At 57.9% G+C, this 14,597-nt stretch carries 14 protein-coding genes; 9 read left to right on the top strand and 5 right to left on the bottom strand.

Translation table 11 applies throughout. The annotated features are described in order from the left end of the window. Positions 1-105: 105 nt before the first annotated feature. Both F9C28_RS07110 and F9C28_RS07105 read left to right on the top strand, forming a co-directional pair. Entirely contained in the window at positions 106-699 is a 594-nt protein-coding gene (locus tag F9C28_RS07110) for a TetR/AcrR family transcriptional regulator (protein ID WP_199014541.1), read from the top strand. 76 nt (positions 700-775) lie between these two features. Beyond that, positions 776-1,375 (top strand): NAD(P)H-dependent oxidoreductase, encoded by a 600-nt coding sequence (locus tag F9C28_RS07105; protein WP_199014540.1) that lies wholly within the window; start codon positions 776-778, stop codon positions 1,373-1,375. A 70-nt stretch (positions 1,376-1,445) separates the two neighbouring features. Here F9C28_RS07105 and F9C28_RS07100 read toward each other — a convergent pair whose 3' ends face one another. From F9C28_RS07100 to F9C28_RS07090, 3 genes are read right to left on the bottom strand one after another with little or no spacing between them, the layout of a single operon-like run. Next, on the bottom strand, positions 1,446-2,447 hold the full coding sequence (locus F9C28_RS07100) for a FecCD family ABC transporter permease (RefSeq protein WP_199014539.1): 1,002 nt from the start codon (positions 2,445-2,447) through the stop codon (positions 1,446-1,448). Then, on the bottom strand, positions 2,447-3,403 hold the full coding sequence (locus F9C28_RS07095; RefSeq protein WP_199014538.1) for an ABC transporter substrate-binding protein: 957 nt from the start codon (positions 3,401-3,403) through the stop codon (positions 2,447-2,449). Before F9C28_RS07095 ends, F9C28_RS07100 begins: the two co-directional genes overlap by 1 nt. Before the next feature lie 21 nt (positions 3,404-3,424). Then, the gene (locus F9C28_RS07090; RefSeq protein WP_199014577.1) at positions 3,425-4,231 is read right to left on the bottom strand and encodes an ABC transporter ATP-binding protein; all 807 of its coding nucleotides are present in this window, start codon (positions 4,229-4,231) and stop codon (positions 3,425-3,427) included. A gap of 282 nt (positions 4,232-4,513) precedes the next feature. Here F9C28_RS07090 and F9C28_RS07085 point away from each other — a divergent pair, with 282 nt between their 5' ends. The 6 genes from F9C28_RS07085 to F9C28_RS07060 all read left to right on the top strand — a co-directional run bounded on the left by F9C28_RS07085 (position 4,514) and on the right by F9C28_RS07060 (position 11,692). Beyond that, positions 4,514-5,647, top strand: coding sequence for a PAS domain-containing protein (locus F9C28_RS07085; protein WP_199014537.1), 1,134 nt, complete (start codon positions 4,514-4,516; stop codon positions 5,645-5,647). Continuing rightward, the gene (locus tag F9C28_RS07080) at positions 5,644-7,113 is read left to right on the top strand and encodes a sigma-54 interaction domain-containing protein (protein ID WP_199014536.1); all 1,470 of its coding nucleotides are present in this window, start codon (positions 5,644-5,646) and stop codon (positions 7,111-7,113) included. Before F9C28_RS07085 ends, F9C28_RS07080 begins: the two co-directional genes overlap by 4 nt. Positions 7,114-7,411: 298 nt before the next feature. Next, positions 7,412-8,014, top strand: coding sequence for a dimethylamine monooxygenase subunit DmmA family protein (locus F9C28_RS07075; protein WP_199014535.1), 603 nt, complete (start codon positions 7,412-7,414; stop codon positions 8,012-8,014). Continuing rightward, a complete protein-coding gene (locus tag F9C28_RS07070; RefSeq protein WP_199014534.1) occupies positions 8,011-8,979 on the top strand; it encodes a PDR/VanB family oxidoreductase in 969 nt (322 codons plus the stop codon). Before F9C28_RS07075 ends, F9C28_RS07070 begins: the two co-directional genes overlap by 4 nt. A 13-nt stretch (positions 8,980-8,992) precedes the next feature. Then, a complete protein-coding gene (locus tag F9C28_RS07065) occupies positions 8,993-10,033 on the top strand; it encodes a heme-dependent oxidative N-demethylase family protein (RefSeq protein WP_199014533.1) in 1,041 nt (346 codons plus the stop codon). Positions 10,034-10,135: 102 nt separating this feature from the next. Next, positions 10,136-11,692, top strand: coding sequence for an APC family permease (locus tag F9C28_RS07060; protein WP_199014532.1), 1,557 nt, complete (start codon positions 10,136-10,138; stop codon positions 11,690-11,692). Positions 11,693-11,744: 52 nt separating this feature from the next. Here the strand turns inward: F9C28_RS07060 and ldtA are convergent, their stop codons facing one another. Beyond that, the gene (gene ldtA, locus F9C28_RS07055) at positions 11,745-12,662 is read right to left on the bottom strand and encodes a L,D-transpeptidase (protein ID WP_199014531.1); all 918 of its coding nucleotides are present in this window, start codon (positions 12,660-12,662) and stop codon (positions 11,745-11,747) included. Between the two features lie 194 nt (positions 12,663-12,856). Then, entirely contained in the window at positions 12,857-13,933 is a 1,077-nt protein-coding gene (uxuA, locus tag F9C28_RS07050) for a mannonate dehydratase (RefSeq protein WP_199014530.1), read from the bottom strand. Between the two features lie 410 nt (positions 13,934-14,343). Between uxuA and F9C28_RS07045 the strand changes: the two genes are divergently transcribed. Beyond that, positions 14,344-14,574: a hypothetical protein gene (locus F9C28_RS07045; protein ID WP_199014529.1), complete on the top strand. Its 231-nt coding sequence runs from the start codon at positions 14,344-14,346 to the stop codon at positions 14,572-14,574. Positions 14,575-14,597: the final 23 nt, after the last annotated feature.

Genomic DNA, 14,597 nt, shown 5'->3' with positions numbered 1-14,597 from the left:
GTGGCGACGGCAACGCCGCCACCGGGATAAACCTCACCTCCCCTCATCACACTGGTCGGTAAATCGTGTAAACTACCTTTGGTAGAAAAATAATATGAGGAAATTATGGTTGTTAAGCGGCTAAGAAAAGAAGACCGCCGGGTACAGTTGCTGGAAGTTGCGCGCGGGATCGTGCGCCAGCAAGGCACTGAGGCACTGACACTGGGCTATCTGGCAGAGCGGGCCTGCGTGACAAAGCCTATCCCCTATGATCACTTTGGCGATCGTGAAGGGTTATTGATGGCGCTCTATCAGGACTTCAGTGATACACAGCTAAAAAAATTCCGTGCAACCCTGGCCGTCGATAATAAAACCCTGGAGAACACGATTCGCTTTTTCAGCGCCGCCTACATTGATTGCGCCATCAGCGCCGGGCCTGAAACCGGGCCGATTGCGGCCGCGCTGTCTGGCTCCCGGGCGCTACTGGCATTCAGGGAGACATGCGTCGCCGATTGTGCAAACTGCCTGCGTAGCGCACTTGCGCCTTATGTCGTGCTGAAAGGCGTTCGGGGGGAAGCCGCACTAACGGCGATTATTGGCGCGGCAGATGCACTCAGCAGCGCCGCCAGCAGCGGGGCTCTCGCGCGTCACGTCGCGGAAGACATGCTCAGCGGCGCCATGTCTGGCGTGCTGGAGGTCTACGCCGACAACACCAAATGATTGCGTCAGACAGATTGACAGCTAAGTTACCAATAGTAATATAATCGGTAAGCTAATTTCCCTGTTTGAGGTGGTTATGTCTGTAGCAAATGCCGTGAATAATGTGCTGATCGTAACAGCGCACCCTGTTGCTAATTCGTTGTCCCATTCACTGACAGCACGCATTGCCGCGCGTCTGCGCTATCAAGGGGCCCAGGTCGACATTGCCGATCTCCATGCCGACGCCTTCTCCCCGGCAATGCGCCGCGCCGATCTTGAGGTCTACCACGGGGATACCCAGGCCCTGCCCGCGGATATCCTGCGCGAGCAGCAGCGGGTGGAGCGTGCAGATATGCTGGTGTTTGTCTTCCCGGTGTACTGGTGGTCTGTTCCCGGCTTGCTGAAAGGCTGGTTTGACCGGGTACTAACCCTGGGCTGGGCGTATAAAACCGCAGAAGATGGCCGGATTATTGGCAACTTACCCGATATCCCGGTGCGCCTTGTGGCCACCGCCGGCAGTGATCTCACCGGCTTTGACAAACACGGCTATACGACGGCGCTACACACCCAGGTTGTTGAAGGTGTGTTCGGCTTTTGTGGCCTGAAGGACGTGACACTTAATATCCTCTATCAGGCGGATTCCGCCACCCCGGAACAGGTTGAGGACTTTCTGAAAGACCTCGACAACGTCATCTGACCGCCGACGGTATACACCGCCCCCAGCCCGCCAGGGGCGGTGTATATTCTCACCACCAGGCGGTTTATCGTTACGGTGATCTGACCAGTTGAATAAGAATAAATACCCCGCCAATACCCGCCGTAATAATACCAATCGGCAGCTCCTGGGGGGCCAGTATTGTCCGGCTGACAATATCGCCACCACACAGCAACACCGCCCCCCATACACCACACAATGGCAACAACAGCAAGTGCTTAACACCGGCAAAATGGCGGCATAAATGCGGCACCATTAAGCCGACAAATCCAATAACACCGGTCAGGGAGACCAATAATGAGGTTGCCAGCGCACAGCAGAGAAAAATCTCAACCCGCAGCCGCCGGACATCAATCCCCAGCGACAGCGCGGTCTGCTCCCCGGCCAGCACACCGTCCAGCCAGCGCCAGCGCAACAGGATAAAACCAGCCAGCAGCGCCAGACTCAACACCGCAAAAGGCAGATTGTCCCAACTGGCTAACCCCAGCCCCCCCAGTGACCAGAACAACACCGCACTGGCCGCCCGCTGATCACCGGAAAAAATAAAATAACTGGTCAGCGCGCCAAATAAAAAAGAGATGGCCAGCCCGCAGAGCACCAGGTGCTCTGCGCCGCGCTGCTTTCTAAAATGAAACAGCGTTATTACCGCAATGGCGGAACACACCCCACCCGCAAATGCCGATATCGGCAGAGTAAATGCCCCGAGCCGCTCACCATAGCGGGTGACAACCAGCACTGCCCCCGCAGACGCCCCGGAGGATAGCCCGAACAAAAAAGGATCGGCCAGGTCATTCCGGGTGGTGGTCTGTAACAACGCCCCCACCATCGCCAGCCCGGCCCCGGTCAGCACAGAGAGTAACATCCGCGGTATGCGTAATTCGGTGACAATCCGGCTGATCATGGCGGGCACAGGGTCATCCACAAGGTGTAACGCACCCAATACCTGGAATAGCGAGAGCGAAACGGGCCCTCTGGCCACGCTAGTCAGCATAACGCCGATCAGCACCACTACCGCCCCCCACATCGCCAGATGATAACGGTAACCGGTGCGCATTACCGGGCCGCCGCCGGGTACAATGCCTGCGCCAGTTTTTCCACCGCATGCACATTGGCAGGCCCCGGGGTCAGCTCCGCATACTGTAGCTTCAGGTAGCGGTGATGCAGAACCGCCGGGGTCAGTGCCATTAATGGATGATGTTCCAGCGTGTGGCGCAGTGCATCAGCACCGCTACCGGTCTGATAATCCAGCAAAATAATCAGGTCCGGCTCAGTTGCCGCCACGCTTTCCCAGGAGGTTGTGCCCCAACTGATATCCAGGGTATCCATTACGTTTTTACCACCCGCCGCCTCAATAATGGCGGTAGGCATGGCATATTTGCCGCTGGTAAAGGGCTTATCCTCCCCCGAATCGTAGACAAAGACCTTTAACGGGCGGGCGCCTGGCGCCGGTTGCGGCAAGTCACTCAGCCGCTTTTTCCAGCCGCTAACCAGGGCTTGCGCATCACGCTGCTTACCAAAAATCGTCCCCAGCGTCAGGACGTCGCTGTACAGCAGATCCATGGTGGCTTTCTTTTTATCTGCGCGGGTAAACACACAGCTTTCACTTAGCACAAACGTCTTGATGCCATACTTGCTGAGCGTTTGCGGCGTCACGTCACCGCCCACTTTCATGCCGTAGTTCCAGCCGGCGAAAAAGAAATCCGGCTCGGCGGCCAACAGGGTTTCCAGACTGGGATACTTGGGCGCCAGCTCCGGGATTGTCCCCATTTGGCGTTTAAATTCAGGCGTCATTTTGTACCAGCCACTGATGCCGGTCAGCCCAATAATCCGGTCTTGCACATGCAGGGCAAACGCCATTTCTGACATATTCAGATCGTTGATAATCGCCCGCTTCGGGGGGGCCGTGAATGTCACCGGCGTTCCACAACTTTCAATGGTGACCGGAAAATCAGCCGCGCTGGCGCCTGACGCTGACATCAGGATAAGTAGACATAATAACTGTTTTTTCATGGCAGGATCTCAAACTGTCATTTATGCACCGTGGGGGACATCAAAAATACGCAACGCCTTGCCGGTATCGGGATGGGGCACGGTAAAACTGGTTAAACCGAAAACAGGATAAAGATATTCAGAAACCAGAACCCGTTCCGGCGTGTCGCAGACCACCGTTCGCCCCCGGGAGAGTAGAAGAACACGATCGGCGAAGGACTCCACCAGCGCCAGATCATGCAACACCGCCACCGCCGTGATGGCTTTACTTTTCACCAGAGAAAGCAGTGCCACCCGGCCGGGAGGATCAAGATGGTTGGTGGGCTCATCAAGCAGGACCAAATCCGGCGTCTGGGCCAGAACCCGCGCCAGCGCCGCCCGTTGTCTTTCCCCGCCGGACAGCGCAGACAGGGGCCGCTGACGTAACCGCTGTAACCCCGTTTCACGAATGGCATTAGCGACAATCTCATCATGCGCCGTACGCGGGAGATCCCGCATATGGGGAAGGCGCCCCAGGGCCACATAGTCCTCAAGGGTGAGCCGCAGATCGGGCGTATCACTCTGTGCCAGCACCGCAACCTGTTTTGCCCGCTGCTGGCGGGAAAGTGCTGATATCGCCCTCCCCATCAAGTGAATTTCACCGTTCACCGGACCCAGATCCTGGCTTATCGCCCGCAGTAATGAGGTTTTACCGCTGCCGTTAGGGCCGATAACCGCCAGGCACTCCCCGGCGCTGGCCTCGAACTGAATAGCGCAAAGCAACGCCCCGCCACCGGGACGTGCCAGAGACTGAATATCGACACTGAGTACCTTTTCCGGTGGCGCAGAATGCGCTTTTGCACTCAGCATGGTGACACAAGGGGACTTCACGGCGCGGTTTGCCTTCTCGTTCATTTGGTTATATTTGATATGTTATAACATAACAAAATAAAATTAACCTAATCAGCTTTTCAGCGCGGTACATTGCGCGGCGGCGCAATACCCCTGATCAATACCCATAATCTTAGTAACGTTGTTAATTTACCAATTTGTGCTGCAATTATGCAGCACCGGAAAAGCTCGCCCCCGCAACGTGCGGGCTTGCCGTGTTTCATCACTAAAAATAATAACCAACAAGAAGACGGGTACCCCATGCATATACCGCAAACGCTGGCCGAGCGCGGGCTACTTCACAGCTGTACCATCAGTGAAAATGGACGACTGCTCAACATCTCGCCCTCCCTCAGCGATCAGCTGGGGTATACCGCCCCACAAATGCGGGGCTTTAGTATTGAACAGATCTTTACCGCCGACGCTATCCTGCAACTGCGCACATTGTTTGCCTGCCCACCGGCTGATGAAAAGCTGCCCCACCTCGAACTGACCCTGATCCAGCACACCGGTAGCCTGTACCCGGTGCTGGCCAGCGGCCTGCTGGAGTGGCGCAACGCCGATCCGCCCCGGATTCACCTGGCGTTTATCCCCCTCGGCCCGCTAAGCCACCGGCTCAATGAACTGCAAAATGCCAACGAGGTTATGAGCCAGATGCTGTACAGCGCCCGGGTCGCCTACTGGTGTATTGAGTGGTTTGAGCCTGTCGATGTTACCGCCCCGCTGGATGACGTTGTGCGCCAGGTATTTGAAAACCGCTCCCACTGGCGAATGTGCAACCGCACCATGGCCGACGTTTATGAAATGCCGGCGGATGTGGTGTTTAACCAGCAGCCGGTACACCTCTACTGGCCCCGCAGCCCGGCCAACGAAGAATTTGTCCGCCGCCTGGTGGAAACCGGGTTCTGTGTTGATGGCGCCCTATCGGTGGATCGCCGCCACGATGGTTCCCCGGCCTATGTTGAAAACGACGTGCGCGCCAGCATTCAGAACGGGCGGCTACTGCGGATGTGGGGCAGTATCCGGGATGTCAGCCAGGAGCTGCGCATCCAGCACGATGCCCAACAGCGCATTGACGCCCTGCGCCAGGTGTTTGATGCGGTACCCGATGCGGTGATGGTGATAGACGATCAGCGCCTGCCCCAGTGGCGCAATGCCGCGTTCGAGCGCACATTCGGTATTACCCAGGGGGCCGGCATTGCCGAGGTACTGGTAAGCGAGTCACTGCCGGAGCGCGCCTGGCACAGCCTGTTACTGCCCGATCTCAGCGGCCAGACCCGGCGCTATAACATCCATTGTTCCCCGATAGTGATGCAGGAAGGCATCACCTGGAAGGTGGCCGTACTGCGCACCGCCGGGAGCGAGACACAACCCAGCAGCGAGTTACATCCATGAGTGACAATCATTTACTGCCCACCATGAAAATTGGCATGCGATCCGCGGTGAATATCAGCAGTGATATGCTCTCCGCCCTGCTGGAAACCCCGGCGCTCCATGCCCTGTTTGACAGTTTCAGTGAGGCTATCATCCTGTGCGATGGCGATGCCCGCATCCGCTTTCTTAATCTTGCCGCCGAACGGATTAATCGCCTGTCCCGCCGCCAGGCCACCGGGCTGGCCAACAGCGAATTTTTTCAGCGCTCGGCCCTGAGCTTTGACGATTTCCAGCAGGCCATCAGCCGCGGCGCCACCAGCGGGCTGGCCCACGCCGCCGACGGGCGCAGCTTTATTGTCAGCCCCCAGACCGTGCCCACCGGCACCAGTGAAAAGCCCTATATTCTCTGGGTGCTGCGCAATACCGATAGCCGTGAAAACCCCGGCCGCAGCCCCCGGCAGCCCTTCTCACCGGGCGTGGAAAGCGGCCTGGGCGATCCCCAGGACAATGCCCTGCACTTATCTCCGCGGCTTTCCAGCATTGCCGATACCGGCGTGCGGGCCTTTCGCCGCCGGGCCAGGCTACTGTTGCTCGGGGAGCCCGGTGTCGGGAAGACGGTGATTGCCCGGCATATCCACCGCGCCGCCGGCTGGGGGGACCGGCCCTTTATTCACGTCAATTGCGGCAGTATCCCGGAAAGTTTGTTCGAGTCCGAAATGTTTGGCTACGAGCGCGGGGCATTCACCGGGGCGCTACAGGGCGGTAAGCGCGGCTATATTGAGAGCGCCGCCGGGGGCACGCTGTTTCTTGATGAGATCGGCGAGATCCCGATCCACGTCCAGGCCAAGCTGCTGAAATTCCTCGAAGACAGCACTATCCAGTCCGTGGGCTCTGCCCTTTCCAGAACCGTACAGGTGCAGGTGATCACCGCCACTAACAAAGATCTGCGCAGCCTGGTGGAGAGCGGGGAATTTCGCGCCGATCTCTACTACCGTCTGGCGGTGTTGCCCGTCGAGATCCCGCCACTGCGCCAGCACCTGGAGGATCTGCCGGTGCTGATCGATATCCTGCTGATGCGCATTAATCAGGATCGTCAGCCGCCGCTACACCTCTCCCGGGGGTGCCGCCAGCGCCTGCTGGCCTACTGCTACCCCGGCAATATCCGCGAACTGGTGAACATTTTCGAACGCCTGGCAGTACTGGCGGACGATGAAGCCCAGGAGCACCATTTACTACCGGAAGTGCTGGGGCATATTTCCCCGCTGTTCGCCGGGGCCATCAGTGACTATCCGCCGCTCACCCCGGAGATATCACCAGGATCACGGCCGGAAGATACCCCCCCGGACGCCAATCTGAAAACCCGGGTGCAGCAATTCGAACGCCAGCTGATCCTCCAGGCGGTGCAGATCCAGGGCAGCAAACGCAAAGCCGCCCGCCACCTTAATATTGATGTCGGCACGCTGATCCGTAAACTCCAGCGCAGTTAACCCTCCCCGGGCACACGGAAGTGCGCCATTTCCGCTCCCCGTTTTCGCGTTGTGTTCCTGCACCTGTTGCCGGAGCTGGCCCCACACACGCTGTGATCCATCGCGCTGCAAAAATGCCATCCGCGGGTGGCGTTTTCGCCTACAGCATTGATTATGCAAAATACAAATTTGCTTATTATCAATATGTTAGTTTGTTGGTATAACATTTGCTTAACAATTGTATTCACCCGCGTTCCGGGTGGAATACCACATAGAACGCTGAGCCCTGCGGGCCAGCAGCGCTGGAGGACACAAAACCATGCTCATCACCGGTATCAAGAGCAGGCCTGTTTACGATGTACTGCGCCCCCTCGCTGGCGGTAAACACCATATTATTGCTGGCCAGGGCAGTGGCGGCAGTGCCCTGCTCCGTTTACTGAACGACATGCCCCAGGGGGCGGCAACTATCCGGGTGCTCTACTCCCCGGAGAGCTTTTCCGGGACCGAGTATCTCACTGAGATCCAGGCGGTCAGCGGCGTCACCCTCGACATCTACCCCACCGGCCACCAGCTGGTCACGGCGCTTTATGATTTGTTGGCCCGCGCCGCCATGGGCACCCGGCTGTACCTCGCCGGGTCAGAAAGTTTTATCGGCACGGCGATGCAGGCGGCAGACGCCATCAACCTCAATAAAGACGAGGTACTGCGCGAGCACTGTGGTTCGTTTGTGCGCCGGGTGTGGTGTGTGCATTGCAGTGGCTATACCGAAAACGTCACCCAGCGGGTGTTTGACTGCCCGCACTGCGCCCGCACGCTGGTGGTGCGCGACCACTACTCCCGCCGCCTTGCCGCCTTCCAGGCCGTCAAGGCCGATGCCGAAGTCCCCGGCGAACTGCCGCAAGCAGAGGAGCTGGACACATGAGTAATACAACCGGAACCCTGGCCGTCCGGGTAGCCCGCATTGAGCAGGTCACCCCGGAGATCAAACGCTTTACCCTGGTCTCGCCGGATGGCGCACCGCTGCCGCCTTTCTCCGGGGGCAGCAACCTGGTGGTCTTGATCCCCCATGCGTCGGGCAGCTACCGCAATGCCTATTCCCTGATGAGTTCCCCCTATAACACCAGCAGCTACCAGATTGCGGTACGCCGGGTGGCCACTGGCCGGGGTGGCTCACGGCGGCTGCATGACACTATCCGGCAAGGGGATCTGCTGGAAGTCTTGCGCCCGGTTAACCTGTTCCCGCTCAGCAAACACGCCCGGCTGCACCTGTTTATTGCTGGCGGGGTCGGTATTACCCCGGTGTGTTCACAGCTGGCGGAGCTGCGCCTGCGCGGCACCCCGTTTGAGGTCCACCTTGCGGTACGCGGGGCAGAGCACGCCCTGCTGGGGGAAGAGTTACGCCGCGAATACGGTGACGCGATCCATCTGTATCACGGGGACCAGGGCGAGCGGCTGAATATTGCCGCAGTGCTGGCCGGTAGGCCACTGGGCAGCGATGTCTATGTGTGCGGGCCGGAAGGGATGATCGAGGACACGGTCACCGCTGCCCATGATCACGGCTGGACCGACAGCCATATTCATTATGAGCGCTTCCTGGAACAGGGCAGTGTCGGGGAGGCATTTAGCGTCACCCTCGCCCGCAGCGGCGCCACTGTCCACGTATCCCCAGATCAAAGCCTGCTGGAGGCCGCCGAATCCGCCGGCCATCACATCCCCTATCTGTGCCGTGGCGGCGCATGCGGAATGTGTGAAACCCGGGTTCTGGATCTGGACGGCGAGCTTATCCACACCGACGACTGGCTGTCCGACGCCGATAAATCCGCCAATAAAAAAATCATGCCCTGCGTGTCCCGCGCCAAATGCGCACGCCTGGTTATCGACTGCTAAACGGAGAATGACCATGACAATTCAGTTTCGCCCCGATGAAACCTACCGCGACGACTACACCTTTGCCAACAGCCCTGCGTGTATTGCCCGGGCGCCCTGGCCCTTCCCCGACGACCAATACATGTACACCATGAACCTTGAGCCCCATGTGTCGGTGGGGGAAGATGCCCTGAAAGCGGTGTTTGATATTGACGAACACTACATCAGCGAGTGCCGGGATCGGGCCATCACCCTTGAAAAAGACCCCGGCATGCATTACGTGTCCGCCCCTCATATGATGGAAGCCCAGTGGGATCTGCTGGAGCTGATTATGACCTCTTACGCCAGCGATTATCCGCAATACTTCACCCTCGAGCGCGACGGCACCCGCTGGCACTGGACCAATAACCTGCTGAATATCGACGATACCTTTACCTTTGGCGACCCAGCAACCCTGCCCTATGAGCCAATGGAGTACATTACCCGCCAGGCCCAGGGGGACTGGGTGCTTCAGGAGGAGCGTGACGGCACCCTGTACTGGGGCGCCGGGATCGCCACCCAGCGCGCGGACTACTCACTGCGCTTTAACCTCGGCATGGCCTGGCACGAATTCCACGGCCCGGTGCCGCTGGTCAAAGAAACCGGAATGCTCGACCGGGCGCTGAAGTTTCTGCTGCGCCTGCGCAATGGCCACCCGGTGCGCCGCCTGAACTGGTCGCTGACCGTTAACCCGCGGCTTGATGTCTCTGCCGAGAGCCTGCCGGACTGGGCGCCGGACCGCACCACGGTCACCGCCGAAAATGCCGGTGAAAAGGTTTATCTGCGCATCGAACTCCAGCCATTGCACCGCCTGCCGCGCAGTAACGCCATCGTCTTCCCGATTCGGACCTATATGCTCAGCCTGCAAGATATCGCCACTAACCCGGCGTGGGCGAAGCGCATGCACCGGGTATTAAAAACCCTCGATCAGCAACTGGTGGATTACAAAGGATTTACCCGCTATCGCGACCAGGCCGTGGCGTGGCTTTCCCAGTTCGATGACGAATACCAGGAGGAGACGGCAAAAACAGCCTGAGAGTGACCCAGTACCCCTATTACAACAATACGTAGATACCGCACCGGCGGGACCTGCCCCGCCGGGCCACAACACGAACGTCATTTTGGTGAGGAAGGCAATATGAGTAGATCTTCTGCATCGCAATCAACCGGCACTGTGGATCAGGATGCCGAGCAACTGCGGGCCCTTGGCTACAGTTCGAACTTCAACCGCTCCATGAGCCTGTGGGAAAACTTCTCCCTCGGCTTTACCTATCTTTCACCGGTGGTGGGGGTTTATACCCTGTTTGGTCTGTGCCTCGCCGCCGGCGGGCCACCGATGTTCTGGTCCTATTTACTGATCGGCTGCGGCCAGTTACTGGTCTGCCTGGTGTTTGGCGAGGTCGTCTCCCAGTACCCGATTTCCGGCGGGGTCTACCCCTGGGCCCGCCGTCTGGTGGGGAAACGCTGGGCCTGGATGGTGGGCTGGGTATATGCCTGGGCGCTGTGCGCCACCATTGCCGGGGTGGCCGTTGGGGCCGGGCCATACCTTTCTGCCCTGCTGGGTTTTGCCGCCAGTTCCAACGCCAATATCTATATCGCGCTGGCGCTGATTTTGCTGTCGACCTGTCTTAACCTGGTGGGCACCAAATTACTGGCCCGGGTGGCGATGTTCGGGTTCCTGTGTGAACTGGTCGGCGCTATCCTGGTGGGCGGTTATCTGCTGTTATTTGAGCGCCACCAGCCCCTGAGCGTGCTGTTTGATACCTTCGACCTCAATGTTAATGGCTCCTATTTACCGGCCTTCCTCGCGGCATCGCTGGCGGGGCTGTTCCAGTATTATGGTTTTGAAGCCTGTGGTGACGTGGCGGAGGAGACCCCGAACCCGGGGAAACGCATCCCCAAAGCGATGCGCATGACCATTTACATTGGCGGCGCCGCCGCCATGTTCGCCTGCCTGGCGCTGATCCTCGCGGTGCCGGATATCCACAAAGTGCTGGCCGGGGAAGATACCGACCCGGTGGCGACGATCCTTGCCAATGCCTTTAGGCCGGTAGGATCTCGGCTGGTGATGGCAGTGGTAATGGTGTCGTTTATCTCCTGCGTGCTGAGTTTGCAGGCCGCCGCCAGCCGCCTGTTGTTCGCCTATGCCCGCGATGAAATGATTGTTGGCAGCGCGCTGCTCCAGCGGTTATCCGGCAACCATGTGCCCTCCATCGCTCTGCTGGTCAGCGGCGTGATCCCGGCGGCCATTGTCTGCCTCGGGCTGTATATGGCTGATGCGGTAGCCACCATTGTCGGCTTTGCGGCGATCGGCATCTATGTGGCGTTCCAGTTGATAGTGATTGCGGCGCTGATCGCCCGGGTCAAAGGCTGGCGCCCTACCGGGCAATTCACCCTTAAGGGCTGGGGGCCGCTGGTGAACATTGCGGCGCTGGCGTACGGCATTGGCGCCATCGTCAATATGGTCTGGCCACGGACACCGGATGCCGCCTGGTATATTAACTACTCGATGATCCTGACCACCGCGGTGGTGATGGGAGCGGGGTTCCTCTATATACTGCTGGCCAGGCCCTATGATAAAGGCACCGCCCCTTACGGGGACGCCTGGAAATCGGCCCGGACCACCGCGTCTGCCTCTTCGTCTGGCTCTGCACCGGCCCCGCAAGCGGCCAGTATTGCCGAGCTGGCGGACTAATTAACCGTCCACGGTAATACCCGGCAGCCCGCGATGGCGGGCTGCCTGCCGGTTAACGGTAGCCAATGCTGACCGGCATCCCGGAACGGCGCGCCAGCGCCCCCTGCACACTCCCGTAACTGACCCCTGGCCCGTTGAGAAAGCTGCGCATCTCTGCGGTGATCGGCAGCGGCACTTTCTGGTCGGACTCGAACTCCGCGCGGTTGCGCGACAGCGGCTCATGCACTTCCACCCAGCGGCTGCCGTCCGGCTCGGCGGTGTATTTTACCGGCTGATCAATCAACTGCACCCGGGTGCCTTCCGGCACGTTATCAAACAGGTATTTAATATCGGCATCCCGCAGGCGGATGCACCCCTGGCTAACCCGCAGGCCAATGCCGAAGTTGGCATTGGTACCGTGGATGGCATACAGGCGGCCAATATAGATAGCATACAGCCCCATTGGGTTATCCGGCCCGGCGGGCACAAAGGCCGGCAGGGTTTTTCCCTCTTTCGCATACTCGCGCCGGGTGTTGGCAGTCGGTGTCCAGGTGGGGCCCTCCTGCTTACGCTGTACCGAAGTCACCCAATTACGCGGGGTCTCCCGCCCGGCCTGGCCGATACCAATAGGGAAGATTTCAACGGTATTGCCCCCGGGGGGATAGTAATACAGCCGCATTTCCGCCACGTTAACCACAATACCCTCGCGCACAGTGTCGGGCAGAATCAGCTGTTGCGGGATGATCAACCGGCTACCGGCGTGTGGCAGATAAACATCAACCCCGGGGTTGGCTTCCAGCATATTACTGAGCCCCTGGCCATACTGGGCCGCAAAGGCCTCAAGGGGCAGCCTGTTGTTTGGGGGGATGGTGATGGTCTGGTTCTGGCCGACCAGGCGGCTTCCTTCCGGTGGCAGTGGATAACTTACGGCCAGCGCACTCTGGCTGGCGAGCAATACGACAAGAGTACAAAGCAGTTTGACAGGATGCATTATTCCCTTCCTCAGTCGCAGCAGATGTAAGTTTATTATAGCTTTTCTATCTGGATCACGTTTCGCTAACTGCCATTCTTAGTGCTGAGATATTCGGCTTATGACCATAAATGCACCATTGCCGGATAACTACCGATAAAAAAGCCCCGGGGGAAATCTCCCGGGGCCGGTGTGTGGCTGACGAACGTTCAGGTTCAGGCTGGCTGCTGCTGTTTTTCCAGCGCTTCCCACAGCCCAATCAGGTAGGTCACCCCGAGGGCGCGGTCATACAGGCCGTAACCCGGGCGCCCCGTCTCACCCCAGATAAAGCGTCCGTGGTCCGGGCGGATGTAGCCATCAAACCCGTTGTCATACAGCGCCTGCATCACCCGGTACATATCCAGGGAGCCGTAGCGGGACGGATGGGCGCTCTCATAGAAGTCTTTATCTTTAATTATCTTAATATTACGCACGTGAGCAAAATGGATGCGCTTGCGGCGCGTAAACTCCGCCAGAATGTCGCAGACGTCGTTATCAGGATCTTCGGCGATGGAGCCGGTGCACAGGGTAATACCGTTGGCTTCAGAGTCCACCGCATTGCACAGCCAGTCCAGATCGGCGCGGTTTTTAATGATCCGCGGCAGGCCAAAGATAGAGTACGGCGGATCGTCCGGGTGGATGGCCATCTTCACGCCCACTTCTTCACATACCGGGATCACGGCTTTCAGGAAGTAGACCAGGTTTTCACGCAGTTTATCGTCGTCCACATCCTGATAGCGGGCAAACAACTCCTGCACTTTCGCCAGACGCTCTGGCTCCCAGCCCGGCAGCGCAAAACCGTTGGCGTTGTCCAGCACCTCGCGCACCACTTCTTCCAGGCTTTTATCAATGCCTTTTTTCTCGAACGCCATGGTCAGTGAGCCATCCGGCAGCACATAATTCATGTCGGTCTTCATCCAGTCGAACACCGGCATAAAGTTATAGCAGATGACCTTAACGCCGAATTGAGCGAGGTTGCGGATGGTTTGCTGGTAATTAGCAATGTAGCGGTCACGCGCCGGGGCGCCAATTTTGATGTCATCATGAATATTGACGCTTTCAATGACTTCCATCTTCAGCCCGGCGCGGTGAGCCTGGCCCACCAGGGTTTTGATTTTCTCTACCGGCCACACGTCCCCAACCGGCACGTCATATAACGCACCGACAACCCCTTCAACACCCGGGACCTGACGAATATTTTCGAGGGTTACCTTGTCTTCCTCTGGCCCAAACCAGCGCATTGTCATCTGCATAATCACGACCCTTCTTCATAGTGGACTAGCATCTACCATACTAGTATCAATGAAATGAAGAATAGAGGTCCCCCCGGCAGGAATCAAGAGCCCGAAACGATAAAGTGAGCGGCTAAACCATAAAACCACGACCAGCGCACAAAATTAATCATTAATAGAATAAATAGATCCTGGCTGGTCGCCCCTTACTGAAATAATACCAGGAGGAATAAAAATGAAAATAAATGGCGCGGGGATAAGCTCTGAGGGCAGAAATAATATTTATTTTGATGACTATCACAATAATAACTCGCGATCTTGTATGGTAGTAGACACAAAGATTGCGCGAGGTATACCTTGTAGTCACTCGGCAACTGCCGGACCTGTCCTACGAAAAAGAATGACAAAAGCTGCCCGTGAGGAGCAACATCATGCATTTGATTTATAATGTTTTTAACACTATCAAAACAAAAAGTCATTCGCGACTACGCCGGATAACAGCGCGGCTAAACCGGTTGCCATCAGGGAATTATTCCCATGCCAACGGCACTATCAACATTCGCGCAGCCGTTATAACAGTATCTTTAAAAAATAATAACATTGGCACGGCATTAGCCGCCACAGGGGAAGATTTACGTTACTTTCCTATTTATTTCCGTTAACTAAAAGATTACGGGGAATATAT

The organism is Shimwellia pseudoproteus, from assembly GCF_016415625.1.
Taxonomy (GTDB): Bacteria; Pseudomonadota; Gammaproteobacteria; order Enterobacterales; family Enterobacteriaceae; genus Shimwellia; species Shimwellia pseudoproteus.
This window is presented reverse-complemented; position numbering and strand designations above follow the sequence as displayed.